This is a genomic window from Labilibaculum sp. (assembly GCF_041595635.1).
In the GTDB taxonomy this organism is placed as follows: domain Bacteria; phylum Bacteroidota; class Bacteroidia; order Bacteroidales; family Marinifilaceae; genus Labilibaculum.
In genome coordinates, this window is record NZ_JBFHJW010000039.1 from 1 (window position 1) to 16,693 (window position 16,693).

Below are 16,693 nucleotides of genomic sequence, written 5' to 3' on the forward strand. Positions count from 1 at the left end.
CCTGCAATATCTTGTAATTCCAGAAATTCCCCATTCACATCATTTGCTGAAGAAATAGTGGTTTGAGTTCCATCCTCGGAAGAATGAATTGAAATAGGTGCAAAACAACTTCCTTCAGCAAGGAAATAGTCCATTTCGTAGATATTTCCTGCCTTAAACTCAAAATCGTAACCTCTTCCCAATTCAACGGTTCCAAATTGATAATGTCCGCTTACTACACCATTCTGATTAAAACTCAAATAGCCAACATACGGAAAAAAAGTAGCTAAATTATTAAAGGTTGATATTGAACCATCTTGAAGGAAAGTTATGGTATCGAACTCAATGGTCTGATTTTTAATCCCTGCTAAATAAACACTAGCCGCATCGGAAAAAGTAATGTTACTTCCCTCAGCAAGTAGGTCAAATCCCTGATCATAATATGGATCTGTCAATTTTATATTTAATGAGAAACCAAGTTCATCCTCGGTTCCGTTAATGGTTAGATTAGAATTCTGAATATCTAAACCACGAGTACTTTCACCAACAGTCTCATCGTTTGAGGTCAAACTCTTACATTCAATATCGTTTCCATCCGAAATCAGTTTTCCATTTCGAATGTAAACATCTCCTTCTACGACTAGACTGTCCTGAAGTGTCCATTCTCCACCACTACCATCAAACTCTACAATGTTTGGGAATACATAACCAAAACTTTCTATTACCTGAGCTTCGGTTGCCCGGAAGTAAAAATCGACCATGGCTGATAAATCAATCTCCATAGTTGAATTTAAAATTAAGGAACCATAAATGTAAACACCAGTAATATCGGTGTCTCCCATTTCAAAATTAGGTCTGTTCCCCTCAGATCCTGTCCAATTCATGCTACGGCAACGAATATCGCTGGCACCAGTATAAACGGTTTGTTCGGTATCATCGAACGAACCATCATCAAAAAATACATTGTCTTTTACGGTTGGCACACAACCATCAGCAACTGCTGCACCAGAAGTAGTTGCCCAATGGTTTGGATCGTCCCAATATCCAGTACCTCCAATCCAATACAAATCGTCTCCATCTGGTTCATTTTCAAAGGTCCAACCGTCGTTACCTCCTAAATCGATAGACTCATTTGCCACAAAAATACCATCAGGTTCTGCACTTATATTCAAAAGATTAACCGAACTCACGGTAATTTCAGTAACCCCTGTATTAGCCTGGAAAATTGCTGGATCGGAATCTGAACCTGTAATATCAATGGATCCTTCGCAAGCACCATTTGCAATAATATCAGTAAAAACAAAGGTTTGACCACTCTGAAACTCATAGGTTTTCCCAATTGCCATTTCAATACTATTGGCAGTAAAACTAATTTCAGAGTCGTTGGTCATTCTAAAGTAAGTATTTCCGCTAAGTACTAAATTATTAAAAGTAATATCATCGGAATAAATATCGATGTAAGCATTTCCATCGGCTTCAGTAACACTTACATTGTAAAAATCTAAAGGATCACTTCCTTTTGTAACAATTAATTCGCCAGCTGTGTCAAAAATAATTTCTGATGTTCCGGCATCGAAAGTAAACGACTCGGGGGTAACTTTAAAACTTTCAAGAGTAAATGTGGATGAACCTAAACTCAAAGATCGAGGTTGATCGACATCAAAATTCGATACAAAAGAGGAAGCCTCCATATTTTGATCGTTCGAAATTAAATCACCATACTCCAATTTTATAGTTCCTTCGGTATTCAGTTCACTTTGTAAGGTCCAGGATCCTGCACTCCAGGTATCATCCTCCTGCAATGTTCCCATAAAAGTAAGATCTCCCAATAAACTAACCGCTCCAGCATCGATGGTAGCCGCAGTTGTATCTACCGCTTTAAAATAAAAATCTCCTGAATAAGCGAAATTTGCATTGATCATTCCTGAAAAATCTAGATCTGCAAAAATACTGATTGGCTGATCTCCACTAAAGCTCATCAAATCGGCATTCGTCCAGATCATGCTGGCACATTCGGCATCATCACTCGTACTGGAAATGTTTACCTCGTAGGTTAGTAGGACTTTATCATTATTAAAAACAACTGTATCTTTCCGAGTTGGCAAACATCCACCCTCCCAGTTACCTGCGGTAAACCAGTCGTTATCAACATTCCCGGTCCAATATATTTTTGATCCAGTTAAATCGTCTAAAAAGATCCAACCATCGTAACCTGAAATTCCTATTGACTCATTGGCAGTAAGACTTCCAATTCCTCCAGTCACATTTACATCCTCGATTCTTAATCGATAAAGATCTGTAGAATTCACATCACAATCGAAATAGGCAGTACCTCCATCACCTGTGAAGGTTATATATTCCGAACAGGTACCATGAGCAATTAAACCATCAGCCACTAGAATTTTTTGAATACTTCCTGCATTAAAAAAGTATTCTTTCCCTTGTGAAAATATCAACTGATCAAACTGATGATCACCTGTTAATTTTGCATTTCCAACAAATTCAAGAGATTCGAAATGTGGCTGTGTCGCCATTCCTTCATTGGTTAGTAAAGCCTGTCCATCAGCAGCAGTAAAGCTTACTGTTCCGTAAGTAAGACCATCAGTCGTATTGTGGTAGAGTTCAGCTCCACTAGAAAGCAGTTGAATTTCCGAATTGTTACTTGTCAATGTAAGACCACTTCCCTGAATATTCCAGGCTTTTGAAACACCGGTGGTAATCTCGAAAACTGAATTTGAAATATCGAGAGCTCTAATATAGTTACTCGTTGAACTAAACTGCTCAGCCGAAATAGTATAAGAATTGGCAGTTAATGTTCCTTCCTCTAAATCTAAAATATCAAGAACCGATAAATTGGAATTTAGGGTCCAGGAACCATTCCCATAAAAGGTAACCAAACCTAAAAAGCTGCCATTAAAAGATATGGTATTTGTGTTATCACCAGAAAACTGGGTTTCTCCAGAAAAATTCCAGGTACAACTATCTGCAGCCAGAGATCCGTAGATATCAAGATCTTCGGATCCTTCTAATGTTGAACTATCATCTATATCTAAGCCTTTACATTCAGCAGAAACATCAATCTCCACCGTATACGAAGCACCTATTATTACATTATTATTTCGGGAAGGGACACAACCCGCATTCCAGTTCTCTTTTGTTCCCCATTTGTTATCACCACCAGCACCAATCCAAGTATAATCGGCGGAAGATGGTTCGATAAAAGTCCAGTTGGTATTGTTTCCTCCTAAATTGTACGAATTATTTGCAACAAAAGGAATTGCTGCTCCACTTGCATTAATATTTTCAACCTTCAAGTAATCAAGATCCACCTCTGCAGCCGAAATAGTTCCACCATATACATCACCCTCTATGATAATAAAATCGTAACATTCACCAAGAGCCTCAAATTTAGCATTAACAGTTTGGGTTCCATCTCCCGATATTGCATAAGTATGTCCGGATGTGAAAATAAGATTCTGCATTTCATTATCTCCTTGCATGCTTCCATCCATTTCAAAAGTAATATCGTTAAAGGAAGTGAATATGGCATCACTTTCTAAACTACCATTATCTCCTGAAAATACAAGATCATAAAACTCAAGAGCATCATCTCCTGATGTTGCAAAAGAAGAATTACTAGATATTACTTCAATTTTAGAATCTCCAGCATCTAAGGTTAAATTATCACTTTGAATAGATAAAACACTTGATCCGCTTTTATCGAGCGTAAGTGTGGATGAATTTAAGTAGAGCACACGAGAAACAGAAGCTTCTGAAAGAAATGCTCCACAGGTTATATCGGCTTCAATACTTAAGCTACCTTGATTGAAATAAATCGTATTGTTAACTAAATTTATTTCACTTGTAATCCGCCAACCTCCATTGTTTTCAAAATAGATATCTCCATCAAATGTTTTTCCTCCAAAATCAATCACATTGCCCGATGTACTTGCTCTAAAGTAAAGCGACCGATCCAAATCAAGAACCATCAGGTTATTAAATGTTACTCCTCCATAAATTGCAAGATAATGAGCTTCATTATCATCAGTATTTAAGGTTGGCATATTGGTAACATTCCCCCAATACATATTCATACAGCGAGCAACACTGGTGATAGTTACCTCTGCCCCAGCATCAGGGAAAGAATATTCATCAAAATAAACATCATCATCCTTACCTGGAACCAAGGCATTTGAATTTACGTTTCCGCCTGGTTGATCACTCCAATGCTCGATATCATTCCAATCACCAGAACCGCCAATCCAATAATAATCTTCGGCCTGGGCAGATAAACATATTAGTTGTATGAACAATATTAACAGTAAACTTGCTCTATTTTTTTTCATATCGATGGTTTTTCCTATAGATCAACTTCCTAATCAACTTAGACAGAAATACATGTTCTTTGGGTTAGTGAATCTTTTGTTTTGACGAGAGAAAAATAAATAAGTTTCAAATTTGGCAATAATTTTCAACATATTAATAATTAACCCATTATTGTATCAAAAAAAAAGTTCTATTTTATTGTAAAAAAAAAGAGATTTTTATTTTAAAATAAATTAAACATAGATAAAGCTAAAAATATCAAATAATTTCAATAAAAACTCCCATTTTTTAAAATTAAAAATGGGAGTTTAGTGCAACTTTTTATTTATCTCACAAAAACTCTATTCTATCGATATCCGACCAATTAAAAACATGATATTCTCCTTCCTTTACAAAAACGATGATTCCCGCATTTTTATTGGATACATCGCTTTTATCGCCAAGGTATAAGTTCAATTCATTTCTAAGCTCAACAAGACAATAGTTATGAGCTATGGGTTTTATACTACGAACATTCCGAAAGGGAAGAAAAAATTCCAATTCATCGTTCAAGCCATTTAGTAGCTCCGAATCCATGGCCTGATCTAAATCGTAAACAATAATTCCCTGAAAAGAGGCTCCTTCCTTGGTATGCACAATTCCCTTCAATCGGCTAGATTCACCAAATTCAGACAAGCAATCTATACTGTTCGCAGGACAAGGATCTATTTCCAGTGACAAAAAATGACTCCAAGGAAAATCAATGCGCCCCACATTAGGAATACTAACTACAATTCCCCGATTGTACTGATTCACATCATTTTCTCCTGTTAATTCAAAATTACGATCGGAAAGTAAGGTAACACGGCTTCCGTTTTCTGTTTTTTCTATGCTTTTGATTTTAGTAAAGGGAACGGATAACTCTCCATCCCGACCTCTTCCATCCAATTTATCTCCCAGCAATCTTTCATCGTGATCCCACTGAATAAAGCCCGTAAACTCGCCCTTTGTAGTTGTTAACTTTCCATAGATAGGTTCTCCAAAATTCTCAGTTTTTTCAGGAGCATTTTCAAAATGAAGCACATCAATACGTTCCCAATCAATTTTTAATAATCCCAACTCCTGATCGATGACCCAAACCTGTGTTCCCACATCATTCGATCCTCCTACTAAATTGATGTACTTTCCATTTTTGAGCTCTAAACTTAACGATTCATCACCTGTTACGGATATTGATTTTATATCGCCAAAACGACATTGAAATTTACGATCGTACATCCCTTGTCCATTTTCCTTCTGATTATAGCTAAATTGTAATTGGCTCCTAATTTTAGTCTTTGTTGTTTTTCGTTTTTCGACTTTCTCTTTGGCATCTGTCAAATATTTCAGATATGGATTCTCTTCTTTCTCAGCATTAAACAAATCAGTTAAAAACACCTCTTCATTTCCCCATCGAATTGCACCTTTGTACACATCACCATCAACAGTAATGATGTTCCCATATAAATAACAAGGATAAGTTTGTGCTCTGGAAAAACCAGAACCTAGCAGTAGTTGTGCAATCAATAAAATAAATAAATATGTTTTTGACGAAGAGTTCATAAGTGCCAATTTAATATTTTGGGTTCTTTCCATCTTTAGGACGAACAGCCCAAGCAAAAGTTACAAAGGAAATAAAATAATACATTCGTGGATGTTAGATCAAAAAGCAGTCTTCCTTTTTCATTAAATCTGAAACCGAAAAGATTTACTTAATTGATATTGCACAACTTTGCGCATAGAAATTATTTCGGCCGACACTAAATTTGTAAACATGTAGAACTCGTCCCAGACAAATATTTCGCAAAAAACACTTTCTGTTTTTTTATTGAGAACAAAGAAAATAGTTGTCAATACAAAATGATTACAGCACTCTTCTCTTAATTTTCACCTCATATTCTCACTCACCACATGGCCATCAAAAAGCTGAATGATACGATGACTTCTATCCGCATCTGATGGGGAGTGGGTTACCATCACAATGGTAGTCCCTTCTTCATTTAACTGTGTTAGAAGATTCATCACTTCCTCTCCATTGGCTGAATCTAAGTTACCCGTAGGCTCATCGGCTAAAATCAATTTTGGTTTGGATACAACAGCTCGGGCTATAGCTGCTCTCTGCTGCTGTCCTCCAGACAATTGCTGAGGAAAATGCTTGGCACGATGTGCAATTTTCATTCTCTCCAAGGCTTCAATCACCCTCTTTTTCCTTTCCAATGAAGATACTTTCTGGTACAAGAGAGGCAACTCTACATTTTCAAAAATGGTCAGATCATCAATCAAATTAAAACTTTGAAAAACAAAGCCAATATTTTCTTTTCGCAAATTAGTTCGCCGACGCTCTCCATATCCATCTACCTGTAGACCATTAAAGTACAACTCCCCTTCGGTCGGATTATCGAGCAAACCAAGAATATTTAGCAAGGTTGATTTACCACATCCCGAAGGACCCATTATTGCGACAAATTCTCCTTCTCTGATTTCAAGGTTTACATGGTTCAATGCCCGCGTTTCCACTTCGTCGGTTCTGAAAACTTTAATTAAATTTTTGGTTGTAATCATCTACAGATTTTTTATATCATTCACTTATTCGTATTTTAACACGTGCGATGGAGTTTTTAGCATTACCTTTCTTATTTGATGGTAAACAGTAATAAATGTAATCAGAAGAGAAACAAAACCCGATAGAATGAAAATTCCAATTCCAATATCAATTCGATATGCAAATCCCTTCAACCACCATTCCATCAAAAAATAGGCAATGATCCAAGCTATTGCATTAGATAATATCACCCACTTAAAAAAGGCTTGCAGTAGCAATCGAAAAACATACTCTCGACTCGCTCCAAACACCTTTCGAAGCGCCATTTCTCGAGACTTTCGTTCGGTAACAAAAGAAACTAATCCGAATAATCCCAGGCAAGAAATTACAAAAGCGATCAGTGTAAATACCATAAATAGTTTACTCATTCTCGATTCTGCGACATAGAAATACTTGAAATCATCTACTAAAAATCGGTAAGTAAATGGCACACCACTTATTCTTGCGTCCCATACTTTTCGTATCCTATTCAAAATGGGCTCTACATCATCACCTATTCGAATGGCAATGTATTTAAAAGCGGCAGGATTTCGCATCATCAGCAAGGGTTCAACTCCCACTTGTAAACTGTTAAAATTAAAATCTTTCACTATACCAATTACTTCTCCAGAGTAATTCCAAATCCGAATAGAGTCGCCAACTCTTTCCTGCAAATTCATCTTTTCTGCTGCAGATTCATTGACTATAAATTTTAAACTCTCCTCACCATATACTTTTGAAAAACCTCTTCCCTGAATCACCTCCATTTCAAATGTTTCTATAAAATCATAATCAACAAAGGCCAATTGAAACAATACATCATCCTTCTTTTTTGATTTTTCTGACCACTCTACATCCCAAGTTGATTTGGTAAAATTCACAGGCATTTGATTCCCAGCGGTCACCCAATAAACACCAGGAATTTTCACCAATTCTCCTTTTAGTTGCGAATACTGTAGAACAAGATCATCCACCATTTCAATATAAACTAAATTGTCCTTATTGTAGCCAACATCCGAATCTTCAAGAAACTTTAACTGTTGATGAATGATACCCGAGCAAATAAACAAAACAATGGATATGCTAAATTGGATCACCACCAGAATTTTTCGTAGCAGAGAGGAATCTTTTCTCAATACTCCACGAACAACATGAATGGGTAAAAAAGAGGATAAAAACAAAGCCGGATAACTTCCCGATAAAATACCAGTAAGCAGAACCACAATAGAAACAAGGAACAGGAATTTTACATTGGAAAATCCCAGAACTAAATTACGCCCCGTTAAATCACTAAAAACAGGCAGTAGCAACTCCACCAAAACAAGTGCAATAATGAGGGACAGAAGAGTAAAAAAAATCGATTCACCAATAAATAAAGAAATTAAGCCTTGCCGTTGAGCTCCTACTACCTTTCTAATAGCCACTTCTTTTGCTCTTCGCTCAGATCTGGCTGTAGCCAAATTCATATAATTAAAACAGGCAATTAAGAGGATGGAAACAGCTACAAATAAAAACACCCTAACGTAGCCAACAGGCGCAATTCTAGTGCCATTTATCGAATACAAATGATATCTCTTAAAGGGCTGAAGTGCCAGCTCAACATTTGAATTTTTAACGCGATTTTTAATGTATGGCTTCAATTGCAATGACAGTTTTTTCAGGTCGCAATTAAGATCTATTTTAATAAAGGTATGAAATGAATTTGCTTCCCAATCACTCAAATCATAGGTCCATATCACCTCAAAAAAGTGAAATGGAAGAAGAAAATCAAATTTTATGGATGAATTAGCTGGTGGATCCGATACCACCGCAGAAACACTGCAATCGAATCGAGAATTTATATTTACTTGCTCACCAATAGGATTGGATTCTCCAAATAATTTATGCGCCATTTTCTCTGTAAGAACAATCGAATTGTCAGTCTGAAAAGGATTCTCAGTCTCTCCTAAAACAATAGGAAAAGTGAAAATCTTAAAAAAATCAGGATCGACAATCTTCCCACCATCTTCCACATAACTATTTCCATTCACCGAAAGAACCAACTGTCCCCAACTAGATACCATTCGGGAAGAGGATTCAATTTCTGGATAAGACTGTTTTATTGATTTGGCAAGAGGTCCTGGCGTTGAGAATACCGAAAAAAAATCACCGTCAGCATAATTCTGATTCTCGTATATACTGTAAATTTGATCTATATCTTCATGAAACTTATCAAAACCTGTTTCATATTCAACCCAAATTAAAATAAGCAGCGTACAAGTTACCCCCGTTGCCAGGCCTAAAATATTCATCAGCGAATAAGCCTTTTGCCGATATAAACTACGTAAAACTGTATTGAATAAAATTTTTAACATCCATTTCCATTAAAAACTGTGTATCTGCTTTTTCCTAGGCATACTATTCCTAATCGTACCCTAAGTAAGATATTCCTAATCGCCAAAAATAAACCGCTACATTGCATCCAATCAAAGCAATAAGTTACCACTTTCGTGCCAAAACACTTTCAATCTTGATTCTCAATTTTTTAAAAAACTCACAACTTACTGCATTTCAAATACCTGTGAACGATATCAGCACACAAGCTGTACGCATACGAACAATTTTGTTTTAATTTTAAAAGAAAAATGATAACTTGAATTCTCATAGTAAAACCATGTAGCCTAAACAATTAACTGATTTAAATTATGGCAGATCAAAAAACTGGAAGAATTTTAGCTATTGACGATAATGAAGATATTCTATTTTCATTAAAATTGCTTTTAAAGCAACATGTCGAGCTAATACACACAGAATCCAATCCCGAGTTGATCCCCAAATTGATGAAACAAGATCAATACGATGTTATATTACTCGATATGAATTTTACCAAGGATGCAATTAGTGGGCAGGAAGGTTATCATTGGCTGAATAAAATACTCGAAATTGACCCGCAAGCCATTGTGCTTTTCATCACAGCCTATGGCGACATTGAAAAATCAGTAAAATCAATTAAAGCGGGAGCTACGGATTTCATTCTCAAGCCATGGCAAAACGAAAAGTTAGTAGCCACCATCTCTTCGGCCGTAAAACTACGTCGATCAAAAGATGAAGTAAGGGAATTAAAAACAAAACAAAAAGAATTAAATGCCGTTCTCGATCAGCCGTTTAATGATTTTATTGGCAATTCTCCTGAAATGCAAGAGGTTTTTTCCACCATCTCGAAAGTAGCCTCTACCGATGCCAACGTATTAATTCTCGGAGAAAACGGAACTGGAAAAGAACTTGTAGCAAGAGCTTTACACCGAAATTCCTACCGAAAAGATGAAGTTTTTGTAAGTGTTGATCTTGCATCGATCAATGAAAATTTATTTGAAAGCGAACTATTTGGTCATGTAAAAGGAGCTTTTACCGATGCACGAACCGACCGTCCTGGCCGATTCGAAATTGCCTCGGGCGGAACCCTGTTTTTAGATGAAATTGGAAATTTAAGCCTGCCCATGCAAGCAAAACTCTTAACCGTATTGGAACGCCGAGAAGTAATTCGGGTAGGCTCTAACAAAGCCATTCCTATTGATATTCGGTTGATATGCGCCACCAACATGCCAATAAAACAAATGGCTGCAGAAGATAGCTACCGTCAGGATCTGCTTTATAGAATTAACACCGTAGAAATAAACCTTCCTGCGTTACGAGAACGATACGAAGACATCCCTCTTTTGGCCAATCACTTTCTTGAGATCTACTCTAAAAAATACAAGAAAAATTTCAATCCTCTTTCTAAAATTTGCCTCAACAAACTACACGACTATTCTTGGCCTGGAAATGTGCGCGAACTTCAACACCTAATGGAGAGAGCAATCATTATGGCGGATGATCGCAATTTAAATCCCTCCGATTTTCAGGTCAGTATCCAAAGGAATGATCAGAACGAGGTAGAATTCGACTCCTACAATCTGGAAGAAGTAGAAAAAAATATCATTCAGAAAGTTTTAAAAACAAATAGAGGGAATATTTCTAAAGCAGCAGGAGAATTAGGGCTTACTCGCACATCATTGTATCGTAGACTTGAAAAATATGGTTTATAAAAGCTTCCGAATCAACTTCATAGTAAGAATAATTGTGCTTACTGCCACAATTTTTTTACTGATTTATTTACTTACCAGTAAAAGTCTTTACTTTACAGCAAGTCTTATTTTTATTGCGATTATTTATCAGATTTATGAAATCATTAAGTACGTTGAAAAGACTAATCGTCTGCTTAAAAACTTTTTAGAATCAATTCGATATTCGGATTTTACTCGAAACTTTCAAGTACAAGGTCTTGGAAGCTCCTTTGATAAATTACAAGAATCCTTCAACGACGTCATCACTGATTTTCAGAAAATAAGAGCAGAAAAGGAGGAACATTATTTCTATTTGCAAACAGTAATCCAACACATTGGAATAAGCTTGATTGCTTTTAATCGAGACGGAAAAGTTGAAATGATCAACAATGCCTCTAAAAAGCTTTTTCAGATTAGTAAACTTAAAAAAGTACAAGACCTAAGCAATTTTAGCAGTGAACTTGTAACTAGCTTACTAAACCTAAAACACGGAGAGAATACACTTGTTAAAGTAATTGATAATGAAGACATCCTAAAGCTTGCCATTTACGCAACCGAATTTAAAATCAACAACCGACAAATCATTCTGGTTTCCATTAAGAACATCCAATATGAACTGGAAGAACAGGAAATTGAGTCGTGGCAGAAACTAATCAGAGTACTCACTCATGAAATCATGAATTCCATTACGCCAATCTCTTCTCTCTCAACAACACTAACCACCATACTTGATGATTTTGGAGAAAATAACACCCACAAATTTCAAGGTGAGGATTTAGAAACGCTACATGAAGTTAAATTAGCTCTGGAAACCATACACAAAAGAAGTTCAGGACTGCTTCATTTTGTAGATACTTATCGTAATCTTACGAAAATTCCCAAACCAAACTTTGATATCTTTCAAGTTCAAAAACTATTCGATAGCATTCATCGTTTAATGGAGGAAGAAATCAAAAAGAAAGGAATCAGTTGTCAGCTTAGCATCAACCCAGAGAGTATTGAACTTTTTGCCGACGAACAACTACTCGAACAAGTACTCATTAATTTAATTAAGAACTCCATTCATGCCCTAGAGAATACCAAAAATCCTAAAATTGAACTCAAAGCCTTCATGAACAAAAGAGGTCGTATTTCCATTCAAATTAGCGACAACGGCCAAGGCATTATAAAAGATGTACTTGATAAAATCTTTATTCCATTTTTCACAACCAAACCAAAAGGGTCAGGAATTGGACTTAGCCTTTCAAAACAAATTTTACGCTTGCACGGAGGAACCATCACTGCACAGTCGATTCCCGGAGAAAGAACATGTTTCACACTTACCTTTTAACAAGATTTAACAACCTAATAATTTTAAATTAACAAATACTTTCGTTAAATTTAAAAACAGGTCAATTTCTAACCTTTATAATAAACTTGAAAGCGTATGACTAGAACAATCACATTCAATGAATTAAGAAAGATTAAAGATCGTTTGCCAGATGGAAGTATGCAAAGGATTGCGAAAGACTTAAAATTAGAAGTCGAAACCGTTAGAAATTATTTTGGTGGAACCAATTTTGAAAAAGGTCGTTGTACAGGAATCCATGTTGAACAAGGGCCTTATGGTGGTATTGTTGAGCTTGATGATACAACAATTCTAGAAAAAGCCATTAGAATACTTAACAAACCTAGCTAAATTGTAAACATCAATAAAAAAAGGACTGTTGAAAAAATTCAACAGTCCTTTTTTGTATAATAATGTACAACTACATTACCTCTTTTCTATCATTATGCAACTTATTAAAAATAATAGCCAAATTAGAGTAAAGTGTTGTGTTTTGAACAATTATGTCATCAGGAACCTTTATTCTGGCAGGAGTAAAATTCCAAATCGCCTTTATTCCCCAAGCAACCATTAAGTCGGCAACTGTCTGTGCATTTTCAGCAGGAACGGTTATTATTCCCATAATCACATTCATTTCCTGAGACAAATCACGAAATTGATCAATATGGAATACTTCTATATCATTATATTTTTTTCCAATTGTTGAAGAATTGATATCAAAAGCAGCAACAATATTTAAACCAAAATGAGATAAACCACTATCGTGAAGCAAAGCCGATCCTAAAGATCCCGCTCCAACAAGAAATGCATTATCCATTACCGTAAAACCAAGGAAATCAGATAAAACATCAACCAATGCTTTTACTTCATATCCAACCCGGGTTTTTCCAACAATACTAGTATAGGATAAATCTTTAGTTACCTGCGTGGGATCGATATTCATATAGTTTGCAATCTGTGTAGATGACACGAACTGCTGCCCTTTTCTCAATAAACCTTCAGCAAACGCTAGATAGGAAGGCATACGCCTTATTGTAGGCTCTGGAACCCCCTGAATTTTTTTAGAACTTTGAACCATAGTTTCTTACTTACACCATTAAGAGAACAAAAATAATCAAGTTTTATTAAGGAAAAAATTCCTTATTGATTTTTTTTGTTATACACATTTAAATTTCAAATAAATGCCTAGGGGACACTACAAAGCATCTTAGAATGAATACTTCGATATTGTGGGCGATATAGGATTCGAACCTATGACCCCTTGGGTGTAAACCAAGTGCTCTGAACCAACTGAGCTAATCGCCCTTAACGACTGCAAATATAAACAGAAAATATTATACAACAAGAAAATCGAACGATTTGTTAAATAACTTCAGCCACAACAAAAGTACTACCTCCCACATAAATAAAATCATCTTCATGGGCATGTTTTTTAGCAGTTTCCAAAGCAATTTTTACCGTTGAATATGCCTTCCCATACAAAGCATGGTCTTTTGCCTTTTCTGCAAGAATATCTTGATTCAATGCTCGTGGAATGTTTGCGCAACAGAAGTAATAGTTCGCTTTTTTGGGTAATAACTCAAGAATAGAACTAATATCTTTATCGTTGACCACTCCAAAAACAAAATGCAGATTTCTATAATTCATTCCTTCAATTTGCTTTATTATTTCTTTAATACCTCCAACATTATGACCAGTATCGCAAACTACCAGAGGCTTTTGTCCAATCTGCTGCCATCGTCCCAATAAACCTGTTCGTTTCACAATTTCGGAAATTCCTTCCAGTATTGATTTTTCAGAAATAGTCGAAGACTGACGATTTAACTCATCACAAACCGCCAAAACTGTTCGCATGTTCTTAATTTGATAGCGGCCCAATAAATCACATTCCAATTTTATATGGGAATGATTGATATTGGAAGAATACACCAAACTTTGCCTATACTCATGTAATTGCTGCGATTTAAATTCATACAAATCTTCAGCAAATTTAATATCTGCCTTTTTCTCTTGCGCAAGTTCTGTAAAAATTGATTGTGATTCCTTCTGCTTTTCACCAATAATCACAGGAATTCCGTTCTTAATAATACCACCTTTTTCTGCAGCAATTTGAGCAATATCGGTTCCTAATAAATTGGTATGGTCTTTACTGATATTGGTAATCACTGAAAGCAATGGACTTATGATATTGGTAGAATCTAAGCGCCCACCCAAACCAACTTCTACAATTGCAATATCTATCTTTTGTTCGGCAAAATATTCAAAAGCCATTGAAACTGTCATCTCAAAAAACGAAGGGCACAACTCTTGGAATTTTAATTGATGCTTTTGAATAAAATCGATCACGAAACTTTCTGATACAAGCTCTCCGTTTATTTTAATCCTCTCTCTAAAATCTTTTAAATGAGGCGATGTATACAAACCTACCTTATAACCTTCTGCCTGTAGTATGGAAGCAATAGCATGCGAAACAGAACCTTTTCCGTTTGTACCAGCCACGTGTATCGACTTAAACTTTTTATGCGGGTGTCCGAAATAATCATCCAATGCTAAGGTGGTATCCAAATTTGCCTTGTAAGCAGCCTTCCCTGTACGTTGAAACATAGGAAGTTTAGTAAACATATAATCTAAAGTTTCTTTATAATTCATTTCTAATATTCTTATAAAACCAGAAGAATTACAAAGAAGAATAAAATTTCTTAAAATTTGTGTTAACAGGTTGAATTTCCTACAAAATTTGCTAATTTAAGACTGTTAAATATTACTGTTTACTAAAAAAAATAAGTGTTTTAGCAAAAAAGGCATCTTAAGAAATCCCTTAAACAGCTACTATTTAAAAAAGATCAACAAGTGAATACAATAAAGTTAAATATTGCTATTTACTGCATGTGGAAATTAACCTCTAACACCATTCATTATGGCAAAACTCAAAAAGATTTTCGTTCTTGACACCAACGTTATTCTTCATGATTTTAATTCCATTTATAATTTTGAAGAAAATGATGTTGTAATTCCAATAACTGTTCTTGAAGAACTCGACAAATTCAAAAAAGGCAACGATCAAATAAATTATCACGCCCGTGAATTCAGCCGCGAATTAGACAGAATTTCTGGTGATTTACTATTTAGTGATGGAATTCCCCTAGGTGATAAATTAGGAAAACTATCTGTTGAAACCGGGAAAGAATTCTCTCAAAAAATGAGGGCTTCATTTCATGAAAACATTCCCGACCACCGTATTCTGGCAATTGCAGAACATTTACACATCGAAAATAATAGCAGAAAAGTCATTCTGGTTTCAAAAGACATTAACCTTCGAATGAAAGCCAAATCATTAGGCATTCTGGCAGAAGACTATAAAAACGATCAAGTTAAAGATTTGGATGATTTAATTAGCTTGGGAATTACAACTATCGACGATTTTGATAACGAAAAAATTGCCCTTCTTTACAAATCAAACGAAGGAATTTTGGAAGAAGATTTTGGCTACAGCAAGCCTTTAAATGGTCATGAATATTTCATTTTAAAAAGCAATTCATCTAGTGCATTAGCACATTATGATCCTATTGACAAAACGATTTCTCGCGTTGATAAACCAAATGCCTATGGTATCTACCCTAGAAATGCCGAGCAAACTTTTTCAATGCAGGCACTCATGGATCCCAAAATATCATTGGTTGCTTTAACCGGTCGTGCAGGAACGGGAAAAACTTTGCTTGCCTTGGCTAGTGCGCTTCAACAAATTGACTTGTACGACCAGATTTTTTTGGCTCGACCAATAGTTGCTCTTGCCAATAAAGACCTTGGCTACCTTCCAGGTGATGCCACTGAAAAAATTGGTCCTTACATGCAACCTCTTTTCGACAATCTCAACGTAATCAAACACAAATTTAATATTCACAGTAAGGAATCGATGAGAATTGATGAGCTGCTAAAAGAACAAAAATTACAGATAACACCCTTGGCCTATATTCGAGGAAGAAGTTTATCCAATACTTTTTTTATTGTTGATGAAGCTCAAAACCTTACTCCTCACGAAATAAAAACCATTATAACCCGTGCTGGGGAAGGAACCAAAATGATATTCACTGGAGATATTGAACAAATTGACTCTCCGTACTTGGACAAAAAATCCAATGGTTTAGCTTATCTATTCGATCGGATGAAAGGACAGGATATATTTGCACATGTCAACTTAATAAAGGGAGAAAGAAGTCATTTGGCAGAGCTCGCAAGTAACCTTTTGTAAAAAGCTCTATTGCATTACTGATAAAATTCATTTAAATTAAATAAATAAAACAGGCATTTTTTTTGCCTAGGATAAAAGCTTTCAAAAATTTACTTTTTTTTTGCAAGCTATCTTTTCTCTGATTTAAACTC

General features: G+C 35.6%; 10 protein-coding genes and 1 tRNA gene. 4 read left to right on the forward strand and 7 right to left on the reverse strand.

Annotated elements, in window-relative coordinates; genetic code table 11:
* The 4 genes from ABYT26_RS11655 to ABYT26_RS11670 form a co-directional block, all read right to left on the reverse strand.
* The coding region (locus tag ABYT26_RS11655; protein WP_372754054.1) for a hypothetical protein at positions 1 to 4,325 on the reverse strand (4,325 nt) is incomplete at its 3' end.
* A gap of 310 nt (positions 4,326 to 4,635) precedes the next feature.
* Positions 4,636 to 5,886 (reverse strand): hypothetical protein, encoded by a 1,251-nt coding sequence (locus tag ABYT26_RS11660; protein WP_372754056.1) that lies wholly within the window; start codon positions 5,884 to 5,886, stop codon positions 4,636 to 4,638.
* Positions 5,887 to 6,210: 324 nt separating this feature from the next.
* Complete coding sequence (locus tag ABYT26_RS11665) at positions 6,211 to 6,885, reverse strand: ABC transporter ATP-binding protein (RefSeq protein ID WP_372754058.1); 675 nt, start codon at positions 6,883 to 6,885, stop codon at positions 6,211 to 6,213.
* Between the two features lie 24 nt (positions 6,886 to 6,909).
* Positions 6,910 to 9,258 carry an ABC transporter permease gene (locus tag ABYT26_RS11670; RefSeq protein WP_372754059.1) on the reverse strand — a complete coding sequence of 783 codons (2,349 nt, stop codon included), beginning with the start codon at positions 9,256 to 9,258 and terminating at the stop codon, positions 6,910 to 6,912.
* Positions 9,259 to 9,588: 330 nt separating this feature from the next.
* Between ABYT26_RS11670 and ABYT26_RS11675 the strand changes: the two genes are divergently transcribed.
* The 3 genes from ABYT26_RS11675 to ABYT26_RS11685 all read left to right on the forward strand — a co-directional run bounded on the left by ABYT26_RS11675 (position 9,589) and on the right by ABYT26_RS11685 (position 12,664).
* The gene (locus tag ABYT26_RS11675; RefSeq protein WP_372754061.1) at positions 9,589 to 10,968 is read left to right on the forward strand and encodes a sigma-54-dependent transcriptional regulator; all 1,380 of its coding nucleotides are present in this window, start codon (positions 9,589 to 9,591) and stop codon (positions 10,966 to 10,968) included.
* Positions 10,958 to 12,316, forward strand: a complete 1,359-nt coding sequence (locus ABYT26_RS11680) for a PAS domain-containing sensor histidine kinase (RefSeq protein ID WP_372754063.1) — start codon at positions 10,958 to 10,960, stop codon at positions 12,314 to 12,316. The genes ABYT26_RS11675 and ABYT26_RS11680 overlap by 11 nt, the downstream gene beginning before the upstream one ends.
* Before the next feature lie 96 nt (positions 12,317 to 12,412).
* On the forward strand, positions 12,413 to 12,664 hold the full coding sequence (locus ABYT26_RS11685; protein WP_372754065.1) for a DNA-binding protein: 252 nt from the start codon (positions 12,413 to 12,415) through the stop codon (positions 12,662 to 12,664).
* A gap of 70 nt (positions 12,665 to 12,734) precedes the next feature.
* Here ABYT26_RS11685 and ABYT26_RS11690 read toward each other — a convergent pair whose 3' ends face one another.
* From ABYT26_RS11690 to ABYT26_RS11700, 3 genes are all read right to left on the reverse strand, one after another.
* Entirely contained in the window at positions 12,735 to 13,391 is a 657-nt protein-coding gene (locus ABYT26_RS11690) for a redox-sensing transcriptional repressor Rex (RefSeq protein ID WP_372754066.1), read from the reverse strand.
* 152 nt (positions 13,392 to 13,543) lie between these two features.
* Positions 13,544 to 13,618 (reverse strand) — tRNA-Val (locus tag ABYT26_RS11695).
* A 57-nt stretch (positions 13,619 to 13,675) separates the two neighbouring features.
* A complete protein-coding gene (locus tag ABYT26_RS11700) occupies positions 13,676 to 14,962 on the reverse strand; it encodes a folylpolyglutamate synthase/dihydrofolate synthase family protein (RefSeq protein WP_372754068.1) in 1,287 nt (428 codons plus the stop codon).
* 268 nt (positions 14,963 to 15,230) lie between these two features.
* Here ABYT26_RS11700 and ABYT26_RS11705 point away from each other — a divergent pair, with 268 nt between their 5' ends.
* A complete protein-coding gene (locus tag ABYT26_RS11705; protein WP_372754070.1) occupies positions 15,231 to 16,562 on the forward strand; it encodes a PhoH family protein in 1,332 nt (443 codons plus the stop codon).
* Positions 16,563 to 16,693: the final 131 nt, after the last annotated feature.